This is a genomic window from Nocardia sp. NPDC058519, assembly GCF_042719755.1.
In the GTDB taxonomy this organism is placed as follows: domain Bacteria; phylum Actinomycetota; class Actinomycetes; order Mycobacteriales; family Mycobacteriaceae; genus Nocardia.
The window spans coordinates 45,770-64,950 of sequence record NZ_JBHXNK010000014.1 but is presented as its reverse complement, the minus strand read 5'-3'; the positions used below and the strand labels follow the sequence as shown (position 1 = coordinate 64,950).

At 67.0% G+C, this 19,181-nt stretch carries 19 protein-coding genes; 15 read left to right on the top strand and 4 right to left on the bottom strand.

Annotation, left to right across the window (positions count from 1 at the left end):
* The first annotated feature begins 139 nt into the window (after positions 1 to 139).
* From cofD to ahcY, 9 genes are all read left to right on the top strand, one after another.
* The gene (gene cofD, locus ACFWPK_RS17425) at positions 140 to 1,108 is read left to right on the top strand and encodes a 2-phospho-L-lactate transferase (protein ID WP_378917011.1); all 969 of its coding nucleotides are present in this window, start codon (positions 140 to 142) and stop codon (positions 1,106 to 1,108) included.
* Complete coding sequence (locus ACFWPK_RS17420; protein ID WP_378916816.1) at positions 1,105 to 2,469, top strand: coenzyme F420-0:L-glutamate ligase; 1,365 nt, start codon at positions 1,105 to 1,107, stop codon at positions 2,467 to 2,469. Before cofD ends, ACFWPK_RS17420 begins: the two co-directional genes overlap by 4 nt.
* A gap of 34 nt (positions 2,470 to 2,503) precedes the next feature.
* Positions 2,504 to 3,037, top strand: a complete 534-nt coding sequence (locus ACFWPK_RS17415) for an NUDIX hydrolase (RefSeq protein ID WP_378916814.1) — start codon at positions 2,504 to 2,506, stop codon at positions 3,035 to 3,037.
* A 197-nt stretch (positions 3,038 to 3,234) separates the two neighbouring features.
* On the top strand, positions 3,235 to 4,473 hold the full coding sequence (locus tag ACFWPK_RS17410) for an alkane 1-monooxygenase (RefSeq protein WP_378916811.1): 1,239 nt from the start codon (positions 3,235 to 3,237) through the stop codon (positions 4,471 to 4,473).
* Complete coding sequence (locus ACFWPK_RS17405; protein WP_358107553.1) at positions 4,470 to 4,643, top strand: rubredoxin; 174 nt, start codon at positions 4,470 to 4,472, stop codon at positions 4,641 to 4,643. Before ACFWPK_RS17410 ends, ACFWPK_RS17405 begins: the two co-directional genes overlap by 4 nt.
* Positions 4,640 to 4,822 carry a rubredoxin gene (locus ACFWPK_RS17400; RefSeq protein ID WP_266292625.1) on the top strand — a complete coding sequence of 61 codons (183 nt, stop codon included), beginning with the start codon at positions 4,640 to 4,642 and terminating at the stop codon, positions 4,820 to 4,822. Before ACFWPK_RS17405 ends, ACFWPK_RS17400 begins: the two co-directional genes overlap by 4 nt.
* The gene (locus tag ACFWPK_RS17395) at positions 4,819 to 5,478 is read left to right on the top strand and encodes a TetR family transcriptional regulator (RefSeq protein WP_378916807.1); all 660 of its coding nucleotides are present in this window, start codon (positions 4,819 to 4,821) and stop codon (positions 5,476 to 5,478) included. Before ACFWPK_RS17400 ends, ACFWPK_RS17395 begins: the two co-directional genes overlap by 4 nt.
* 131 nt (positions 5,479 to 5,609) lie before the next feature.
* A complete protein-coding gene (locus tag ACFWPK_RS17390) occupies positions 5,610 to 6,767 on the top strand; it encodes an alkane 1-monooxygenase (protein ID WP_378916805.1) in 1,158 nt (385 codons plus the stop codon).
* Positions 6,768 to 6,824: 57 nt separating this feature from the next.
* Positions 6,825 to 8,309, top strand: a complete 1,485-nt coding sequence (gene ahcY, locus ACFWPK_RS17385; protein ID WP_378916802.1) for an adenosylhomocysteinase — start codon at positions 6,825 to 6,827, stop codon at positions 8,307 to 8,309.
* Between the two features lie 66 nt (positions 8,310 to 8,375).
* Here ahcY and ACFWPK_RS17380 read toward each other — a convergent pair whose 3' ends face one another.
* Positions 8,376 to 8,576 carry a hypothetical protein gene (locus ACFWPK_RS17380; protein ID WP_378916799.1) on the bottom strand — a complete coding sequence of 67 codons (201 nt, stop codon included), beginning with the start codon at positions 8,574 to 8,576 and terminating at the stop codon, positions 8,376 to 8,378.
* Between the two features lie 75 nt (positions 8,577 to 8,651).
* On the opposite strand from ACFWPK_RS17380, the gene ACFWPK_RS17375 reads away from it, so the two are divergent.
* From ACFWPK_RS17375 to hpf, 6 genes are all read left to right on the top strand, one after another.
* Positions 8,652 to 9,299, top strand: coding sequence for a dTMP kinase (locus ACFWPK_RS17375; protein ID WP_378916796.1), 648 nt, complete (start codon positions 8,652 to 8,654; stop codon positions 9,297 to 9,299).
* A gap of 77 nt (positions 9,300 to 9,376) precedes the next feature.
* Entirely contained in the window at positions 9,377 to 10,054 is a 678-nt protein-coding gene (mtrA, locus tag ACFWPK_RS17370; RefSeq protein WP_056813049.1) for an MtrAB system response regulator MtrA, read from the top strand.
* A 70-nt stretch (positions 10,055 to 10,124) separates the two neighbouring features.
* Positions 10,125 to 11,993 carry an MtrAB system histidine kinase MtrB gene (mtrB, locus tag ACFWPK_RS17365; protein ID WP_378917009.1) on the top strand — a complete coding sequence of 623 codons (1,869 nt, stop codon included), beginning with the start codon at positions 10,125 to 10,127 and terminating at the stop codon, positions 11,991 to 11,993.
* Complete coding sequence (gene lpqB, locus ACFWPK_RS17360; RefSeq protein ID WP_378916792.1) at positions 11,990 to 13,798, top strand: MtrAB system accessory lipoprotein LpqB; 1,809 nt, start codon at positions 11,990 to 11,992, stop codon at positions 13,796 to 13,798. The genes mtrB and lpqB overlap by 4 nt, the downstream gene beginning before the upstream one ends.
* 199 nt (positions 13,799 to 13,997) lie before the next feature.
* Entirely contained in the window at positions 13,998 to 14,642 is a 645-nt protein-coding gene (locus tag ACFWPK_RS17355) for a ComF family protein (RefSeq protein WP_378916790.1), read from the top strand.
* 183 nt (positions 14,643 to 14,825) lie between these two features.
* Entirely contained in the window at positions 14,826 to 15,527 is a 702-nt protein-coding gene (gene hpf / locus ACFWPK_RS17350; protein ID WP_378916788.1) for a ribosome hibernation-promoting factor, HPF/YfiA family, read from the top strand.
* Between the two features lie 49 nt (positions 15,528 to 15,576).
* Here the strand turns inward: hpf and bluB are convergent, their stop codons facing one another.
* The 3 genes from bluB to ACFWPK_RS17335 all read right to left on the bottom strand — a co-directional run bounded on the left by bluB (position 15,577) and on the right by ACFWPK_RS17335 (position 18,979).
* The gene (gene bluB / locus ACFWPK_RS17345; RefSeq protein WP_378916785.1) at positions 15,577 to 16,221 is read right to left on the bottom strand and encodes a 5,6-dimethylbenzimidazole synthase; all 645 of its coding nucleotides are present in this window, start codon (positions 16,219 to 16,221) and stop codon (positions 15,577 to 15,579) included.
* Between the two features lie 15 nt (positions 16,222 to 16,236).
* The gene (locus ACFWPK_RS17340; RefSeq protein WP_378916782.1) at positions 16,237 to 17,481 is read right to left on the bottom strand and encodes a fatty acid desaturase family protein; all 1,245 of its coding nucleotides are present in this window, start codon (positions 17,479 to 17,481) and stop codon (positions 16,237 to 16,239) included.
* 97 nt (positions 17,482 to 17,578) lie between these two features.
* Positions 17,579 to 18,979, bottom strand: a complete 1,401-nt coding sequence (locus ACFWPK_RS17335; RefSeq protein ID WP_378916780.1) for a fatty acid desaturase family protein — start codon at positions 18,977 to 18,979, stop codon at positions 17,579 to 17,581.
* Positions 18,980 to 19,181: the final 202 nt, after the last annotated feature.

Below are 19,181 nucleotides of genomic sequence, written 5' to 3'. Positions count from 1 at the left end.
GTTACACTCCGCACCCGCCTTTCGTGTTGATCTTGTTATGTGCTGTGGCTAACGATCAGCAACTTCACTGGAATTCGGCGCGAAATCAACCGGCAACCGCCGATCACTAGGCTGTGACCCTGTGACTGCACAACACGCGGTGCGCGAGCCCAAGATCGCCGTTCTCGTCGGCGGCGTCGGCGGTGCCCGGTTCCTCCAAGGCGTCCGGCAGCTGCTGCCCGAAGCCGACATCTCCGCCATCGTCAACGTCGGCGACGACGTCTGGATGCATGGCCTTCGCATCTGTCCCGACCTCGACACCTGCATGTACACCCTGGGTGGTGGCATCGATACCGAGCGTGGCTGGGGCCACGCCGACGAAACCTGGCACGCGAAAGAGGAGCTGGCGAAATACAACGCCCAGCCCGATTGGTTCGGCCTCGGCGATCGCGATATCGCCACCCATCTCATTCGCAGCGAAATGCTGCGCGCCGGATATCCGCTGTCCGCGGTCACCGAGGCGCTGTGCAATCGGTGGCAACCGGGCGTGCGGCTGATCCCGGCTACCGACGATCGCTGCGAAACCCACGTGGTGGTCAGCGATCCCGACAATGCTGGCGAACGTCGCGCGATCCACTTTCAGGAATGGTGGGTGCGGTATCGCGCGGCCCTTCCGACCCACGGATTTGCCTCGATCGGCGCCGAGCAGGCCACTCCGGCGCCGAATGTGACCGAAATCATAGGCACCGCTGACGCCGTGTTGCTGGCCCCGTCGAACCCCGTGGTGAGCATCGGCGCGATCCTCGCCGTGCCCGGGATCCGGGGTGCGCTGCGCACCAGCGAAGCCAAGGTGATCGGGCTCTCGCCGGTGATCGACGGAAAGCCGTTGCGCGGCATGGCCGATGAGTGCCTCGCGGCCATCGGTGTCGAATCCACCGCGGAGGCGATCGGCCGCCACTACGGCGCCCGCTCGGCCACCGGCATCCTCGACGGGTGGCTGGTGCACTCCACCGACTCCGCCAATGTTCCCGGCGTGGAGGTGCGCAGCGTGCCGCTGTTGATGAGCGACCCCGAGGCGACCGCTGAAATGGCGCGCGCCGCACTGGAATTGGCGGGAGTGAAGGCATGAGCGCACAGGAAGCGGCCCGCCCGCTGCCCGACCACGCCGCCGGCGAGCTGCGGATCCTGCCGGTGAACGGCCTGCCGGAATTCCGGCCTGGTGACGACATCGCCGAACACCTTGCCGCACAGGCGCCCTGGCTTGCCGACGGTGACATCATCGTGGTCACCAGCAAGATCGTGTCGAAGGCCGAGGGGCGCATCGTCGTCGCGCCGATCGACCCCGACGAGCGCGACACCGCGCGTCGCAAACTCGTCGACGACGAAGCCGTCCGGGTGCTCGCGCGCAAGGGCCGCACCCTCATCACCGAGAACCGGCTCGGCATCGTGCAGGCCGCCTCCGGGGTCGACGGCTCCAATGTGGCCGAGGGCGAATTGGTGCTGCTGCCTATCGATCCCGACGGCAGCGCCAAGGCCCTGCGCACCGCGCTCGCTCAGCGGCTCGGCGTCGACGTGGCCGTCGTCATCACCGACACCATGGGCCGGGCCTGGCGCAACGGGCAGATCGACGCGGCGATCGGGTCGGCCGGCTTGCGGGTGCTGCACGACTACGACGGCGCCGTCGACGGACAGGGCAACGAACTGCACGTCACGCTGGTGGCCATCGCCGATGAACTCGCCGCGGCCGCCGATCTGGTCAAGGGCAAGCTCGGCGGTGTCCCGGTGGCGGTGGTGCGCGGGCTCGACACCGACGACGACGGTTCCACCGCGGCGGCGCTGCTGCGCGGCGGCATCGACGACCTGTTCTGGCTCGGCACCGCCGAGGCGCTCGAGCAGGGTCGCAAAGAAGCTGTGCCGCTGCGTCGTTCGGTGCGCGCGTTCGCCGACGAACCCGTCGACCCGGAACGGATCCGCGCCGCCGTCGCGGTCGGCCTCACCGCGCCCGCACCGCACCACACCCGCCCGGTGCGCTTCGTCTGGCTGCGCAGCGCGACCCTGCGGGCGCAGTTGCTCGAGGCCATGGCCGAGAAGTGGAGCGCCGACCTCACCGCCGACGGGCTCGACCCCGAACACGTGCAGCGTCGAATCGCGCGCGGCCGCATCCTTTTCGACGCGCCGGAAGTGATCATCCCCTTCTGCGTGCCCGACGGCGCCCACGACTATCCCGACGCTCGTCGCCAGGCCGCCGAGCAGACGATGTTCACGGTGGCCGTCGGCGCGGCGGTGCAGGGCCTGCTGGTCGCGTTGGCCGCCGACGGCCTCGGCAGCTGCTGGATCGGCTCGACCATCTTCGCGCCCGAGATCGTGCGCGAGGTCCTCGGTCTCGACGAGGACTGGATGCCGTTGGGTGCCATCGCGATCGGTCATCCACTCGAAGCGCCCACCCCGCGAGTGGTCGGCGCGGCAGGCGCGGGACTGGTGGAACTGTGAGCGCGCAGTCGGCCGTGATGACGGAGACGGTCCGATGAGCGCGGAATCGCTGCACGCCTCGGCGACCGAGTTGCTCACCGAGTGGCAGCCGGCCACGGGCCCGGATCACTCACTGCGCGAAGCGTTTCTGGCCTTCCTCGGCTCGGCACCCCGTGGCTGCCTGCGCGAACACGCGCCCGGCCACATCACCGCATCGGCCATCGTGCTGTCCCATGACCGGCGCGACATCCTGCTCACCCTGCACCCGCGCGTCGGTCGCTGGATCCAGCTGGGCGGCCACTGCGAACCCGATGACAAGACCGTGCAGGACGCGGCGCTGCGCGAGGCGGTAGAGGAATCGGGCATTCCCGACTTGGTTCTCACGCCCGGTCTCTACGGCGCGCAGGCGCACCCGATCACCTGCTCGCTCGGCGTGCCGACGCGGCATCTCGACCTGCTCTTCGAGATCGTCGCGCCGCCGGGCGCGGTCCCGGTTCGCAGCTCCGAATCGACCGATCTGCGGTGGTGGCCGGTCGACGGGCTACCGCCGGGCGCTGACGTGCTGCTTCCGGTCAGAGGCCCAAAGTAAAGGCCCCTGAATAGGTCACTGACCTGTAACGACGGCGACCATGTCCAGTTCGGGCACGGTCGCCGTCGGCGTTATCGGACCGTCACTGCTTTACAAATTGGGAAATTTGTCTAGACAGCGGACGCATCCGGACATATCGTCTGTGACAGAGAGTTACGCACATCACAGGTGTGAGATGTGCCTCGGAACTGGAGACGATGATGTCGACTGATGCCAACGCGTCCGAGCAGCGGGTCGCGCCGCCGCAGTGGCGAGATTCCAAACGATATTTGTGGCTGTGGGGCCTGTTCGCCCCGACCGGCCTGTTCACGATCGCGATCCCCCTGATCTGGGGACTCAACCAGCTCGGCTGGCATCGCCTCGCCGAGGTCCCGTTCTGGCTCGGCCCGGTGCTGGTCTACCTCGTGATCCCGCTGGCGGATCTGTTCTTCGGGCCGGACGGCAACAACCCGCCCGACGAGGTGATGGAGTACCTGGAGAACGACAAGTACTACCGCTACCTCACCTACCTGTACCTGCCGTTCCAGTACGCCTCACTGATCTTCGCCTGCTACATCATCACCGCGCCGAACCTGCACTGGCTGGGCTTCCCCGGTGGGGCCAATGTGGTCGACAAGATCGGCATCGCGATCAGCGTGGGCATGATCGGCGGCATCGGCATCAACACCGCGCACGAACTCGGTCACAAGAAGGTCGAACTGGAACGCTGGCTCGCGCGTATCGCGCTGGCCCAGTCGTTCTACGGGCACTTCTACATCGAGCACAACCGTGGCCACCACGTGCGGGTCGCCACCCCGGAGGACCCAGCGAGTTCGCGCATCGGTGAGTCCTTCTGGGCCTTCTGGCCGCGCACGGTCTGGGGCAGCCTGCGCTCGGCCTGGCACCTCGAGAAGGAACGTCTCGGCCGGCTCGACAAGAGCCCGTGGACGCTGCGCAACGATGTGCTCAACGCCTGGGCGATGTCGGTGGTGTTGTGGCTCGGATTGATCGCGGTGTTCGGCATCGAGGTGCTGCCCTATCTGATCCTGCAGGCGGTGATCGGTTTCAGCCTGCTCGAGTCGGTGAACTACCTCGAGCACTACGGCCTGGTCCGGCAGAAGACCGCGAGCGGACGCTACGAACGACCGGCGCCCGCGCACAGCTGGAACAGCGACCACATCGTCACCAACATCTTCCTCTATCACCTGCAGCGCCACAGCGACCATCACGCGTATCCGACCCGGCGCTACCAGACGCTGCGCAGCTGGGACGGTGCGCCGAACCTGCCGAGCGGCTACGCCAGCATGATCCTGCTCGGCTACTTCCCGCCGATCTGGCGCCGGGTGATGGACAAGCGCGTGCTCGCGCACTACGGCGGGGACGTCACCCGCGCCAATATCGAACCCAAGCGCCGGGAGCAGGTGCTGGAAAAGTACGGAACCGAGGTCACGTCATGAGTGCCTACAGATGTCCGGTGTGTGATTTCGTCTTCGATGAAGCCAAAGGCGCGCCACGCGAAGGATTTCCGCCTGGCACACTGTGGACTGCCGTTCCTGACGACTGGTGCTGTCCGGACTGTGGGGTGCGGGAAAAGATCGACTTCGAGGCGGTAGGAGAATCGCTGTGACCGACTACAAGCTGTACCAGTGCGCACAGTGCGGTTTCGAGTACGACGAGGCCCAGGGCTGGCCCGACGACGGCATCGCGCCCGGCACCCGCTGGGACGACATCGCCGACGACTGGACCTGCCCGGACTGCGGTGCCCGCAAGTCCGACTTCTTCATGGTCGAGATCGAACGTTCGTGAGCGTCGCGGGCACTCCGCGCACAGGTTCGCGCATCCCGTACCAGGAGGCCGCGCGCGAACTGCTGCGCAACTCGGTCCTGGACGGGATGCGCGAATTGCTCACCGAGCGTGACTGGTCCAAGGTCACGCTCGGTGACGTCGCGGCAAGGGCCGGGGTGAGCAGGCAGACGCTCTACAACGAGTTCGGCTCGCGCTCAGGGCTCTCGCAGGCCTACGCGCTGCGCCTGGCCGACGACCTCGTCGACCATGTGCGCGAGGCGCTCGACGCCAATGCCGGTGACGCGCGCGCGGCGATCCGGGTCGGGATGACCGGGTTCTTTCTCTCCGCCGCGGGCGACCCGCTGGTTCGTTCGCTGCTGAGCGGGGAGATGAAGCCGGATCTGTTGCGGTTGATCACCCTCGACGCGGCCCCGCTGCTCGAGCACGCCACCGCACGCCTGACCGAGGTGTTCATGCACAGCTGGGTGGACGCGACGCACGCCGAGGCCGACGTGATCGCGCACGCGCTGGTCCGCATCGCGCTGAGCTACATCCCGAATCCGCCCGTGCCCGAACGTGATGCCCCGGCCGAGATGAGCGCCCTGCTCAGTCCGTATGTCGAGGCAATTGTGCAGGTACGAGGCATGCGCGTCGCCTCGAGTGATGTGGATCACTGAGAGAAGTCACTAGCCTTGATTCGCTCTGGTGTAACCATCACCACGTTTGATGATCTGCCGGTGTGTAACGCGCCCGCGGTCTGTCAGTATTCACATCGGTCGACGATTAGTCTTTTTACAGCGGAGCGGGTGTGCAAACGGTTGGCAAACCGGGGGGTTTTCGTGATCCCAAACGGTATCTCTGGGCATTAGGGCTGATCGCCCCGGCGTGCGCGCTGTTGCCCTCCCAGCTGGTGTTCCATACCAAGGCTGAAGTGTTCTGGTGGATCGGACCGGTCATCGTCCTGATCGCCATTCCCGTGCTGGACTGGATCGTCGGTGAAGACGGCAACAATCCCCGCGACGAGGACTACGCGGCGCTGTCGGCCGACCGGTACTACCGGTGGTGCACCTACCTGTTCCTGCCGATCCAGCTGATCAGCCTCGGCGTGGCCTGCTTCATGTGGACAAGCCCCGAACTGGCCCTCGTCGACAAGCTCGGCTTGGCCGCCACGGTCGGCTTCGTCAGCGGCATCGGCATCAACGCCGCCCACGAATTGGGCCACCGGGTGGAGAGTGCTGAGAAATTGCTGTCGAAGATCGCACTGGCCCAATCGGGGTACGGGCACTTCTTCGTCGAGCACAATCGCGGACACCACGCACGCGTCGCCACCCCCGAGGATCCGGCGAGCGCCCGGCTGGGTGAATCGCTGTGGGAGTTCTTGCCGCGCAGCGTGATCGGCGGGTTCGGATCGGCCCTGCAACTCGAGCGCGCTCGGCTGTTCCGGCAGGGTCGCCGCTGGTGGAGCACCGACAACAACATCCTGCAGGCCTGGGCGATGACGGCGGTGCTCTTCGGTTCGCTGACGCTGGTCTTCGGCCCGTCGATTCTCCCGTGGCTGGTCATCCAGGCCGCGATCGGCATCGCGCTGCTCGAGACCGTCAACTACGTCGAGCACTACGGACTGCTGCGCGCGCGCAAGCCCAACGGGCGCTACGAACGGTGCTCCCCGCGCGACAGCTGGAACTCCGATCGCCTGGTCACCAACATCTTCCTGTTCCATCTGCAGCGCCACAGCGACCACCACGCCAATCCGGGGCGCCGCTATCAGACATTGCGCAGCTCCGAGGAAGCACCGCAGCTGCCCGCCGGGTACGCCACCATGATCGTGCTGGCCGCCGTCCCGCCGCTGTGGCGTGCGGTGATGGACCCCCGCGTCGCGGCCCACTACGGCGGCGACCTGAGCCTGGCCAATGTCGCGCCCGAGAAGCCGCGACGGTTGCTGGCCCGATACCGCGCGGCGGCCTGAGGCCCCACCTCGACGGAGCCGGGAACTCGCGCGGCCCCAGACGGTAACCTAGCCAACGTGACGACCTCAGAACTCCCCGCGCGCACCGAGCTCACCGCTGACGTCCGCAACGGCATCGACTACAAGGTGGCCGACCTCTCGCTGGCCGAATTCGGCCGCAAGGAGATCCGCCTCGCCGAGCACGAGATGCCGGGCCTGATGGCGCTGCGTCGTGAATACCACGACGTCGCGCCGCTCAAGGGTGCGCGAATCTCCGGATCGCTGCACATGACGGTGCAGACCGCCGTCCTGATCGAAACGCTGGTCTCCCTCGGTGCCGACGTGCGCTGGGCCTCCTGCAACATCTTCTCCACCCAGGATCACGCCGCCGCCGCGATCGTGGTCGGCCCGAACGGCACCGTCGACGAGCCCGCAGGCATCCCCGTCTTCGCCTGGAAGGGCGAGACGCTGGAGGAGTACTGGTGGGCCGCCGAGCAGATGCTCACCTGGCCGGGCGAGCCGGCCAACATGATCCTCGACGACGGTGGCGACGCGACCATGCTCGTGCTGCGCGGCGCGCAGTTCGAGAAGGCCGGTGTGGTTCCGCCCGCCGACGCCGATCACTCCGCCGAGTACACGGTGTTCCTCGACCTGCTGCGCGAGAGCCTCGAGGCCGACAAGACCAAGTGGAGCGTCATCGCCGACTCGGTCAAGGGCGTCACCGAGGAGACCACCACCGGCGTGCTGCGGCTGTACCAGTTCGCCGCCGCGGGTGAGCTGGTGTTCCCGGCGATCAACGTCAACGACTCGGTCACCAAGTCCAAGTTCGACAACAAGTACGGCACCCGCCACTCGCTGATCGACGGCATCAACCGCGGCACCGACGTGCTCATCGGCGGCAAGAAGGTGCTGATCTGCGGTTACGGCGACGTCGGCAAGGGCTGCGCGGAGTCGCTCGCGGGCCAGGGCGCGCGCGTGCAGGTCACCGAGATCGACCCGATCAACGCGCTGCAGGCGCTGATGGACGGCTACGACGTGGTCACCGTCGAGCAGGCGATCGGCGATGCCGACATCGTCATCACCTCGACCGGCAACAAGGACATCATCACCCTCGAGCACATGAAGGCGATGAAGGATCACTCGATCCTCGGCAATATCGGCCACTTCGACAACGAGATCGATATCGCGGGGCTGGAGCGTTCGGACGCCACCCGGATCAACATCAAGCCGCAGGTCGACGAATGGACCTTCAAGGAGTCCGGTAAGGCGATCATCGTGCTGTCGGAAGGCCGCCTGCTGAACCTGGGCAACGCCACCGGCCACCCCTCGTTCGTCATGTCCAACAGCTTCTCCAACCAGGTGATCGCGCAGATCGAACTGTGGACCAAGCCGCAGGAATACGACAACGAGGTCTACCGCCTGCCCAAGCACCTCGACGAGAAGGTCGCCAAGATCCACGTCGAAGCCCTCGGCGGCACCCTGACCAAGCTCACCAAGGATCAGGCCGAGTACATCAACGTGGACGTGGAAGGCCCGTACAAGCCGGACCACTACCGCTACTGAGTCTCGCGACACAACGGTGGCCCGTCGACCTTCCGGTCGGCGGGCCACCGTCGTTGACCGAGGTCGCTAGCCGATGATCAGGCCCGTGCAGAAGATGTTGTGTTCGCTGCTGATGCCGAGCACCGCGCACATCACCGAGTTGAAGGCCGTCGACGATCCCGCGTCCGGGCCCGCGGTCGGGTCGCCGGTCTGTGCGGACGCGGTGCCGCAGGCGAAGGCGGCGGTGATGGCAAGCGTGGCAGCGGTGGTGCGAACGATCTTTTTCATAGGGGAATCCTCGTCGGCCGACCGGGCGCGGGCCAGCCCGCAACTCTGGGGGGAGGCGCGCGGTAATCTCACCGCATGGGCGTATTGATCGCGGTGGAAGGGCTCGACGGGGCGGGTAAACGCACGCTGATCGATGGGCTGATCGCCGAGTTGTCCGGAAAAGGGTTGCGGGCGGACAGTCTGGCCTTTCCGCAATACGGGCACTCGATCCATGCCGATCTCGCGGCGGAAGCGTTGCGTGGGGGCCATGGTGACCTGGCGGGGTCGATCAACGCGATGGCGATCATGTTCGCGCTCGACCGGGCCGCCGCAGGCACGGAACTGTCGGACCTGTTGGGCGGCAACGACATCGTCATCCTGGACCGCTGGGTGGCTTCCAACGCCGCCTACTCGGCCGCGCGGGCGCATCAGGATGCCGATGGCGAAATCGTTTCGTGGGTGGGCGATCTGGAGTTCGGCAGGCTCGGATTGCCTGCGCCGGATCTCACCGTGCTGCTCGACGTGCCCACCGAGGTGGCGGCCGAACGTGCCCGTCGCCGTGGCGAACTCGACGACGCGCGCGCCCTCGATGCCTACGAACGGGACGGCGGTCTGCAGCAGCGCACGGGGGAGGTCTATCGTGAACTCGCCGACCGCGACTGGTTCGGCCGGTGGTGGACATACCGATCCGATGACGATAGGCCTGCGTTACTCACCCTCTGCTCGGAAATTTCCTCCGGATAAGGTTGGATACGCGACGGGTTCGCACCATTAATGGCGTGGCGGCCCGATCCTGGCCTGGGAGATGACAACATAGGACTATGAAGCCCAAGATTCTGGTCGTCGACGACGATATGGCACTCGCTGAGATGCTGACCATCGTCTTGCGCGGGGAAGGGTTCGACCCGCATGTGGTGGGCGACGGCACACAGGCCCTGTCAGCGGTGCGGGAGATCCGCCCCGATCTGGTTCTGCTCGACCTGATGCTGCCCGGCATGAACGGCATCGATGTATGCCGGGTGCTGCGGGCCGATTCCGGCGTTCCGATCGTCATGCTCACCGCCAAGACCGATACGGTCGATGTGGTCCTCGGCCTGGAGTCCGGCGCCGACGACTACATCGTCAAACCGTTCAAGCCGAAGGAACTCGTCGCCCGCGTACGAGCGCGCCTGCGCCGCACCGAGGACGAGCCCGCCGAGCTGCTCTCGATCGCCGATATCGTCATCGACGTGCCCGCGCACAAGGTGACTCGCGGCCCGGGGCAGATCTCGCTCACCCCGCTGGAGTTCGACCTGCTGGTCGCGCTCGCGCGCAAGCCTCGTCAGGTGTTCACCCGCGAGGTACTGCTCGAGCAGGTGTGGGGTTACCGGCACGCCGCCGACACCCGTCTGGTGAACGTGCACGTGCAGCGACTGCGCGCCAAGGTCGAGAAGGATCCGGAGAACCCGGAGATCGTGTTGACCGTGCGCGGTGTCGGTTACAAGGCCGGACCGCCGTGATCGGTCACTGCGGGGCGCCGCTGTGACCACTGGTCCAGTGGCGCAGCTGCGGCGGTGGGCGAGCCCGATCATGGCCTGGTTCCAGGCCGTCGGGACCGCACTCGGCCATCTGTGGCGCCGGTCGTTGCAGCTGCGAGTCATCGTTTCGACGTTGACCCTGTCGCTCATCGTGATCACGATCCTCGGGGTCGTGCTGACCGGTCAGATCACCGACCGGCTCCTCGAAGCCAAGATCAACGCGGCTGTCGAGGAGATGGATCGTGCCCGCAGCACGATCGAGAACAAGCTCTCCGGCGTCCCATCCGGCAACAGCCAGGAGCAGCAGCTCGCCGACGCGCGAGCCGCGCTGTCCAGCCGCGGGGGTACCGGTCAGTCCACCGGCGCGGCGGGTAGTTTCGACTCGGCGCTGGCGATGGTCGGCGGCACTCCGCCCCACGAGATCGCGGCGGGCCCGCTCTCGGAGGTGCCGCAGGAGCTGCGCCGATTCGTCCAGCGCAACCAGGTCTCCTACCAGTTCACCACCGTCGCTGACCCCGACGGCTACCGCGGGCGCGCGCTGATCATCGGCAGCCCGAGCGCCGAGGTGGCGACCCTGGAGATCTACCTGATCTTCCCGCTGGCCAGCGAGGAATCGAGCCTGTCGCTGATGCGCGGCACGATGCTCATCGGTGGCGTGGTCCTGCTGGTGCTGCTCGCCGCGATCACCGCACTTGTCACCAGGCAGGTGGTGCTGCCGATCCGGTCGGCGGCGCGAATCGCGGGCCGATTCGCCGACGGCCGACTCAAAGAACGCATGCTGGTACGCGGCGAGGACGACATGGCGCGGCTGGCGCAGGCGTTCAACGAGATGGCCGAGAGCCTGTCGAACCAGATCACCCAGCTCGAGGAATTCGGCAATCTGCAGCGCCGCTTCACCTCCGACGTCAGCCACGAACTGCGCACCCCGCTCACCACGGTGCGCATGGCCGCCGACCTCATCCACGGCTCCAGCGACGATCTCGATCCCGCCCTTGCCCGCAGCTCCGAACTGCTCGTCAACGAGCTCGACCGGTTCGAGGGCCTGCTCAACGACCTGCTCGAGATCTCCCGCCACGACGCGGGTGTGGCCGAACTGCAGGTCGAGTCGCTGGATGTGCGGATGTGCGCGCGTGCCGCGATCTCCACGGTGCGCCACCTGGCCCGCGACGCCGAGGTCGAGGTGGTGATCGATCTGCCGGAGGAGCCGGTGGTCGCCGAGGTGGACCCGCGCCGCGTCGAGCGGGTGCTGCGCAACCTGCTCGCCAATGCGATCGACCATTCCGAGGGCAAGCCGGTGCTGATCCGCATGCGCGGCGACGCCGAGGCCAATGCCGTCGCGACGGTGGTGCGCGATCAGGGTGTCGGGCTGCGGCCGGGCGAGGAAAAGCTGGTGTTCAACCGGTTCTGGCGCTCGGACCCGTCGCGCGTGCGTCGCTCGGGTGGTACCGGGCTGGGCTTGTCGATCAGCGTCGAGGACGCGAATCTGCACGAAGGCAGGCTCGAAGCGTGGGGCGATCCGGGTGTCGGCGCGAGCTTCCGGCTGCTGCTCCCGATGGTGCGCGGCCGCAAGCTGGGGCAGAGCCCGCTCGCACTGGAACCGATGCTGCGCAAGGTCCCCGCGCTGCCGGAAGCCGAACCCGAGCCGACGATCGTCGAAGTCGAGCCTGCCGGAGCCGAGCCGGCGGAGGACCCATCGGGCGATGTCGAGCCGACTGGAGCCACCCCGCCGGATGTCGATCCGGCTGTCACCGACCCGACGGCTGTGGAGCCGGGGGCTGCCGAACCGCAAGACACCGACCCATCGGCGAACGAGCCCGGCATCGAACCGCCCGCCGCGGGCGCGCACCCGGCGACCAACGGCCGCGACCCCGCCGACGCCGACAAGCCGATGCCCACCGAAACCGGAGACGGGAAGTCATGACCAGTGGTGATCGTCGGGGTCGGCACGGCGCCGCACTGGTAGCGGCGGTTCTGGCCGGCCTGATGGTGCTCACCGGTTGCGCCAGCCTGCCGGAGTCCTCCGCACCGCAGGCCCTCGGCACGATCAACCGCGCCCCCACCTCGGAGGGGCCGACCCCGCCGATCTCCGGCCGCGACCCCGACCTGTTGCTCGGCGACTTCCTCACCGCCAGCGCCGACCCGACCAACAAGCACGCCGCCGCCCGCCAGTACATGGCGCCGGAGACGGCGGCCGGCTGGAACGACGAGGCGAGCACCACCATCGTCGACGACCGCCCCGACACCCTGCGCGAGTCACGTTCGGGCGACAAGGCCAGCTACGTGCTGCGCGCGCGCAAAGTCGGTGAGCTGGCGGGCGACGGCGGCTATCGCGCCACCGAGGGCACCCTCGAGAACAAGATCGAGATGAGCAAGATCGACGGCGAGTGGCGGATCACCGAGCTGCCGCCGGGCGTCGTGATGGACAACGACGCCTTCGTCAAGTCCTATCACCGCTACCTCCTGCACTACATCGACCCGAGCAATTCGCTGGTCGTCCCGGATCCGCGCTGGATCTCGGTGCCACGCTCCCAGCTCACCGAGCAACTGATCGGCATGCTCGCCGAAGGTCCGCAATCGACGATCGCGCCCGTGGTGCGTAACCCGCTGGCGCAGCCGGTTTCGCTGCGCGGTCCGATCACCAAGGCCAACAACGAACCGGGCGATGTCGGGGTCGGTATCGGTGGGGTGCGCATCGACTTCGCCGGGCTCGGCGCACTCGGCCAGCGCGAGCGCGAACTCCTCGCCGCGCAGGTGGTACTCACGCTGTCCGGTGCCGACATCCTCGGTCCGTACGTGCTGCTCGCCGACGGTAAACCGCTCGACGACCGGTATACCAACGGCTGGTCGGTGGCCGATGTCGACCAGTACAGCGCCTCGGCGCCCGGCCAGAACCGGATCGGTCTGCACGCCCTGCGCAACGGCACGCTGGTTCAGATCACCCCGGACGGCATCGTCACGCCGAGCGGTTCCTTCGGCGAGGCCACCAACCTGCAGTCGATCGGCATCTCGGCCGACGGACAGTTCGTCGCCGCGGTCGCCGACTCCGGCAAACCGGCGCCCGAACCCGCCCGCACCCTGCTCATCGGCAACTACGGCGCCAAGGCGTTCGCGGTCGCCGAGGGCGCGAGCATCGCCCGCCCGTCCTGGACCAGCGACGGCGGCGCCGCCTGGACGGTGATCGACGGTGACCGGGTCATCCGGGCGGTCACCGATCGCGCCACCGGCAATGTCTCCACCGAGGATGTCGACATCTCGGCCCTGTTCGAAGGCGCAGGCGTCCCGCGGCCGCCGATCAGCGAGGTGGTGGTCTCGCGTACCGGCGTGCGTGCGGCGCTGATCGCCGACGGCAAGGTCTACGTCGCGGTGGTCGAACGTCGTCCCGACGGCAAGTACGCGCTCACCTCCCCGCTGCCACTGGCACTTGGCCTGAGCTCGCGCGCGGTCTCCCTGAGCTGGGTCACCGGTGACACCATCATGGTCGCCCGCGAAGGCAACGTCGACCCGGTCTTCACCGTCTCCATCGACGGCTCCCAATTCAGCGCGGTGACCTCGCAGAACCTCACCCCGCCGGTCCGGGTGGTGACCGCGGCCCCGGCCACGCAGTACGTGGCCGATTCCCGGGCCGTCCTGCAGCTCCAGACCGCCGATCCGACCCGCAATGACCGTTTCTGGCGCGAGGTACCCGGATTGACCGGAGAACAGGTTGTGCCGGTCCTGCCGAGCTGAGACATTTGCGGCTGGTGCCGCAGTTCGCTGTGTCTATTTGCGGCTGGCGCCGCGGTTCTCGGCGCTTAACTCCACCTCTTCCCTCCCTACGGGCACTCCTTCGTCGCACCCTTCGGTCAGTCCATCGGCGGAGGCGCGCCGAGAACAATGCCCGTCGAGCGACGAAGCATGTCAGTGCCCGCTGCCATACTCGCTCGCTATGAAGGCGCTGCTGGATCTGATCCTGCCCGACCGGTGCGGCGGCTGCGGTTCGCCCGGCGAGAATTGGTGCGCCGAGTGCGCCGCTGAACTCGGCCGCGGTCCCGTCCGGGTGCGGCCGCGCGCCGATCCCGGTGTTCCGTGCTGGGCGCTCGGCCCCTACTCCGGCGCGGGCAGGCGGGCGGTGCTGGCGGCCAAGGAGCACGGCCGACGTGACCTCGCCGCCCCACTCGGGCTGGCACTTGCCCACGCACTGGCCCGCTTGCGCGCCCCCGATTGCCCACTCCTGCTCGTGCCCGCACCCAGCAGAACCGCGGCTGCCCGTCGCCGTGGCGGTGACCCGGTGGCCCGCTCGGCCGCGGTCGCGGCACGGTGGCTGATCGATTGCCGAACCGCGCCGCTGCTGCGGATGGGTCGCGGTGTCCGGGATTCGGTGGGCTTGACGCAGCATGAGCGCACCCACAATCTGCGCGGCAAGATCATGACCGTCGCGGATCCGGCCGAGTGGGTCGCCATCGGTGCGAAAGCGCAGGTAGTGCTGGTCGACGACGTGCTGACCACCGGCGCCACCGCCTGCGAATCGACACGTGTTCTTAGCCGGATCGGCATAGTTCCGCGGGCGGTTTTGGTGACCTGCGCGGCTTGACGGAGGAAAGTTCGCGTGAACAGTGGCGGACTTGCCGATGGCGGACTAGCGTCGCGAGCACACACCGAACCACAAGTTTGGGAGGTGGTGCCGCGGATACAGGTGCCGGGCGATTCCCGATCGGCACAGCTCAATCCCGCCGCCCTACGTTCGTAGTTGTGCGGCCATATCCGGGAGGTACGCGTGACGACTTCTTCACGGGCATCAGTGCAAGATGCTGAACCCACGGCACTACAGAACGGTGCCACCGAGACGATCGATATGGAGACCCCGAACGCCGAAGTGGTGGTCTCCGGTCGAAATGTCGAAATCCCTGACCACTATCGAATCTACGTCGCGGAGAAGCTGTCTCGGTTAGAGCGCTTCGACCCGTCGATCTTCCTCTTCGATGTGGAACTGTTCCACGAACGCAATCGTCGTCAACGCAAGGCCTGTCAGCGCGTGGAGATCACCGCGCGCGGCCGTGGACCGATCGTGCGCGCGGAGGCATGCGCCGACAGTTTCTACGCCGCGCTCGAATCGGCCACCCAGAAGATCGAGAGCAGACTGCGCCGGTCAAAGGACAAGCGGCGCGTCGTGCATTACGGCGACAAGACGCCGGTCTCGGTCGCGCAGGCCACTGCCACGCTGGTCGACGAGTCGCTGTTCGCTCAGCCGGACGGTTCCGCTGCCCACGACCACGACGAGGCGGTCGACGAATCCGGCCCCGGCCACATCGTGCGCACCAAGGTGCACACCGCGACACCGATGTCGGTGGACGACGCCCTCTATCAGATGGAATTGGTCGGCCACGACTTCTTCCTGTTCCACGACAAAGAGACCGACCGTCCGTCGGTGGTCTATCGCAGACACGCCTTCGACTACGGCCTGATCAAGCTGGCCTAGAGCCATGACCGATCCGGGCATCCGCTTTCGGCGGGTGTCCGGATCTTGTTCAGCCGCCGAAGGTTTCGTGATGCACGGCCTCGGTCAGTGACCGTCCCGTCCGCCACCCGAAGCGTTCCAGATCCGGCACCTGCTGGAATGCGCTGACCGGCCCAACGCACAGCCAGGCCACCGGCTCGATCCCGACGGGTAGGCCGACGAGTTCGCGCAGGAACTCCGGATCGTAGAACGACACCCACCCCACCCCCACCTGCTCCGCGGTCGCCGCGAGCCACAGGTTCTGGATGGCGAGCACGGTCGAGTACACGCCTGTCTCCGGCACGCTCGCCCGCCCGAGGACCTGCGGCCCGCCACGCGAATCATTGTGCGTGACAACAATTCCCGTGCCGCTCTCGACGATCCCGTCGATCTTGATCGGCTCGAATGTCGCCGCCCGCTCGGCGGGCAGCGACGCACCGAACTCGACCCGTTTGTCCGCCACGTGCTCGGCGAAACGGCGCAGCGTCTCGGCCTGGCGAACCACGACGAAGTCCCACGGCTGCGAGTTCCCGACGCTGGGCGCACGATGCGCGGCGTCGAGGATCCGCAACAGGGTGTCGTCGTCGACGGGCTCGCCGGTGTACTCGGCGCGCACGTCACGACGCAGGCGGATCGCGTCGTAGACGCTCAGTTGGTCGGCATTCACGCCGACCATACAACCGCAGCCGCCTCAGGCCACCGTGCGGCGGGCCAGCTTACGACCGGCGGCCAGCGCGGTGCGCAAGCCCTGGCGACGCCCGGTCATCGGGTCGATCGTGGGGGTGGTGTTACCGGCGAAGAGGCGCTCGGACTTGGTCTCCGGCGCGTCGTCGGTGGTGTGGCGCAGGTACTTGTTCGGCAGCGAGAGCTTGAGGATGGTGCGCCACGACTTGAAGTACTGCACCGGCAGCGAACCGGTGGTGTAGGGCAGGTCGTACTTCTCGGCCAGCTCGCGCACCCGCACCGCGATGGCGGCGTAGCGGTTGCTCGGCAGGTCGGGGAACAGGTGGTGCTCGATCTGGTGGCTGAGGTTGCCGCTCATGAAGTGCAGCAGCGGTCCGCCGCTGATGTTGGCGCTGCCGAGCATCTGGCGCAGGTACCACTCACCCTTGGTCTCGTTCTCGATATCGGCCTTGGTGAACTTCTCGGCGCCGTCGGGGAAGTGCCCGCAGAAGATGATCGCGTTGGTCCACACATTGCGCATCACGTTGGCGGCGATGTTGGCGGTGAGCGTGGTGAGGAACGAGGGGCCGGTGAGCAGCGGGAAGACCACGTAGTCCTTGGCGGCCTGCTTGCCGATCTTCTTCAGCACCAGCGTGCGGTCGGCCTCGAACTGCTTCCACTCGGGCGAGTCCTTGGCCCACTTCTTCTTGGCGACCTTGCCCAGCTCGAGGTGCTGGATCGCGACGCCGTACTCGAACAGCGCCTGCAGCAGGAGGTTGTAGACGGGATTGCCCAGGTAGAACGGCATCCAGCGCTGGTCGCGGGTGACGCGAAGCAGGCCGTAGCCGATGTCGTCGTCCATGCCGAGCACGTTGGTGTACTTGTGGTGCAGGAAGTTGTGGGTGATCTTCCAGTGCGCCGACGGGCCCGCGTTGTCCCATTCCCACGAGGTGGAGTGGACTTCCGGATCGTTCATCCAGTCCCACTGCCCGTGCATGACGTTGTGCCCGATCTCCATGTTCTCGATGATCTTGGCGGAGCCGAGCAGGGCGACACCGGCCAGCCAGGCCGGGGGCAGGAAGCTGGCGAACAGCACCGTGCGACCGCTGATCTCGAGGGCGCGTTGTAGCCGGATGACATTGCGGATATAGCGCGCGTCGGCCGCTCCGCGCGAGGATTCGATCTCCCGGCGGATCGCATCGAACTCCGCGCCTAGAGCTTCGACATCCGCTGCGGTGAGGTGCGCGTATTCCTTGACATCCGAGATCGCCATGGCGGCTACAGTACCGTAAGTTACGAGAGCGTAGGTTGGCGATTTTCGGGACGAAATGTGTGATAAGTCCTATTGCGCAATCGAGATGTAAATGTTATCAGGCGTGGCGAGCCATTCGGCGAGCTGCCTTGGCGCGCAGCACACCCCGCTCGCGCACAGCGCGTTCCCCGAGCGCCCGCTTGGCCTCGCGCAGGGCCAGCTTCTCCTGCCGTGCGCGCGCCTTGAGTGCCGTCTTCGCCTCGCGCAGCACTTCCTTCTCGTGCCGTGCCTTGATCTCGAGCGCGACCTTCGCATCGTGCAGCGCCGACCGCAGACCGAAACGCTTACCGGTCTCCGGGTCGACCCGCAGGCTGTCGGGCAGCGAGATGCCGGCGAACTTGCGCTCCGATGAGGTCTCGGGGGCATCGTCGGCGGTCCGCTTGAGGAAACGGTCCGGCAGCGCCAGCTTGTGGATGGTGCGGAAGGCCAGCAGGTACTGCTTGCCCAGCGAGCCGGTGGTGTAGGGCAGGTCGTACTTGTCGCACAGCTCGCGCACCCGTACGGCCACCTCCGAGTACCGATTGCTCGGCAGGTCGGGGAACAGGTGGTGCTCGATCTGGTAGCAGAGGTTGCCGCTCATGAAGGCCATCACCGGACCGGCCTTGAAGTTGGCGCTGCCGAGCATCTGGCGCAGGTACCACTCGCCCTGCGTCTCGCCGTCGAGCTGTTCGGCGGTGAACTTCTGCGCGCCGTCCGGGAAATGCCCGCAGAAGATGACGGCGTAGGCCCACAGGTTGCGCACCAGGTTGGCGGTGGCGTTGGCCTTCAACGTCGACTTCCAGGCAGGCCCGGTGATCGCCGGGTACAGCACGAAATCCTTGACGACCTGACGACTCATCTTGCGGTAGAACTCGATGTCGGGCGGCGAGGTGACGGTGCCGCCCTTGACGCCGGCCAGTTCCTTCTCGATGCCGAGATCGTGTAGCGCGATACCCCACTCGAAGGTCGCGGCCAGCAGCAGGTTGGCCGCGGGCTGGGCCAGGTGCAGCGGGCGCCACGGCTCGTCGCGGGTCATCCGCAGAATGCCGAAACCAAGGTCCTCGTCCTTGCCGAGGACGTTGGTGTAGGTGTGGTGCGAATAGTTGTGCGCGCGCCGCCACTGCGCCGACGGGCCCGTCATGTCCCACTCCCAGCTGGTGGAGTGGATCTCGGGATCGTTCATCCAATCCCACTGGCCGTGGCTCACATTGTGGCCCAGCTCCATGTTCTCGATGATCTTGGCGACCGAGAGCATCGCGGTACCACCGAGCCAGGCCCAGCGGTTGCGGCTGCCGAACAGCACCGCGCGCCCGGCGACCTCGAGTGCGCGCTGGGCCGCGATGGTGCGGCGGATGTACTTCGCGTCGTGTTCGCCGCGCGAGGTCTCCACCGAGCGGCGGATCGAATCGAGTTCTTTCCCCAGTGTCTCGATGTCGGCCGCCGTCAGATGGGCGAAGGCCTGGATATCGGTGATGGCCACCGGGGGTCCTCCTGTGTTTACGAGCGGCTGGTACCGCGGTCAGTCCAGATCGAGGTGACCGAGAACCGGGCGCTGCGCGCCTCGGGTTCGCGCCCTCGATGCTGTTCGGCCTGTCAGTGATCCTAAGTCGCGCCCTCAGGCAACGATCGAAGCGAGGGGCCTAACCGATTGCCGCCGGTCACCGGTTGTGCCCGACGCATGC

Excerpts from the sequence above, each read along its gene's own strand:
- ACFWPK_RS17420 (WP_378916816.1), top strand. The coding sequence starts at position 1,105 with ATGAGCGCACAGGAAGCGGCCCGCCCGCTGCCCGACCACGCCGCCGGC.
- ACFWPK_RS17415 (WP_378916814.1), top strand. The coding sequence starts at position 2,504 with ATGAGCGCGGAATCGCTGCACGCCTCGGCGACCGAGTTGCTCACCGAG.
- ACFWPK_RS17410 (WP_378916811.1), top strand. The coding sequence starts at position 3,235 with ATGATGTCGACTGATGCCAACGCGTCCGAGCAGCGGGTCGCGCCGCCG.
- ACFWPK_RS17405 (WP_358107553.1), top strand. The coding sequence starts at position 4,470 with ATGAGTGCCTACAGATGTCCGGTGTGTGATTTCGTCTTCGATGAAGCC.
- ACFWPK_RS17380 (WP_378916799.1), bottom strand. The coding sequence starts at position 8,576 with ATGAAAAAGATCGTTCGCACCACCGCTGCCACGCTTGCCATCACCGCC.
- ACFWPK_RS17375 (WP_378916796.1), top strand. The coding sequence starts at position 8,652 with ATGGGCGTATTGATCGCGGTGGAAGGGCTCGACGGGGCGGGTAAACGC.
- mtrA (WP_056813049.1), top strand. The coding sequence starts at position 9,377 with ATGAAGCCCAAGATTCTGGTCGTCGACGACGATATGGCACTCGCTGAG.
- mtrB (WP_378917009.1), top strand. The coding sequence starts at position 10,125 with ATGGCCTGGTTCCAGGCCGTCGGGACCGCACTCGGCCATCTGTGGCGC.
- lpqB (WP_378916792.1), top strand. The coding sequence starts at position 11,990 with ATGACCAGTGGTGATCGTCGGGGTCGGCACGGCGCCGCACTGGTAGCG.
- ACFWPK_RS17355 (WP_378916790.1), top strand. The coding sequence starts at position 13,998 with ATGAAGGCGCTGCTGGATCTGATCCTGCCCGACCGGTGCGGCGGCTGC.
- bluB (WP_378916785.1), bottom strand. The coding sequence starts at position 16,221 with ATGGTCGGCGTGAATGCCGACCAACTGAGCGTCTACGACGCGATCCGC.
- ACFWPK_RS17340 (WP_378916782.1), bottom strand. The coding sequence starts at position 17,481 with ATGGCGATCTCGGATGTCAAGGAATACGCGCACCTCACCGCAGCGGAT.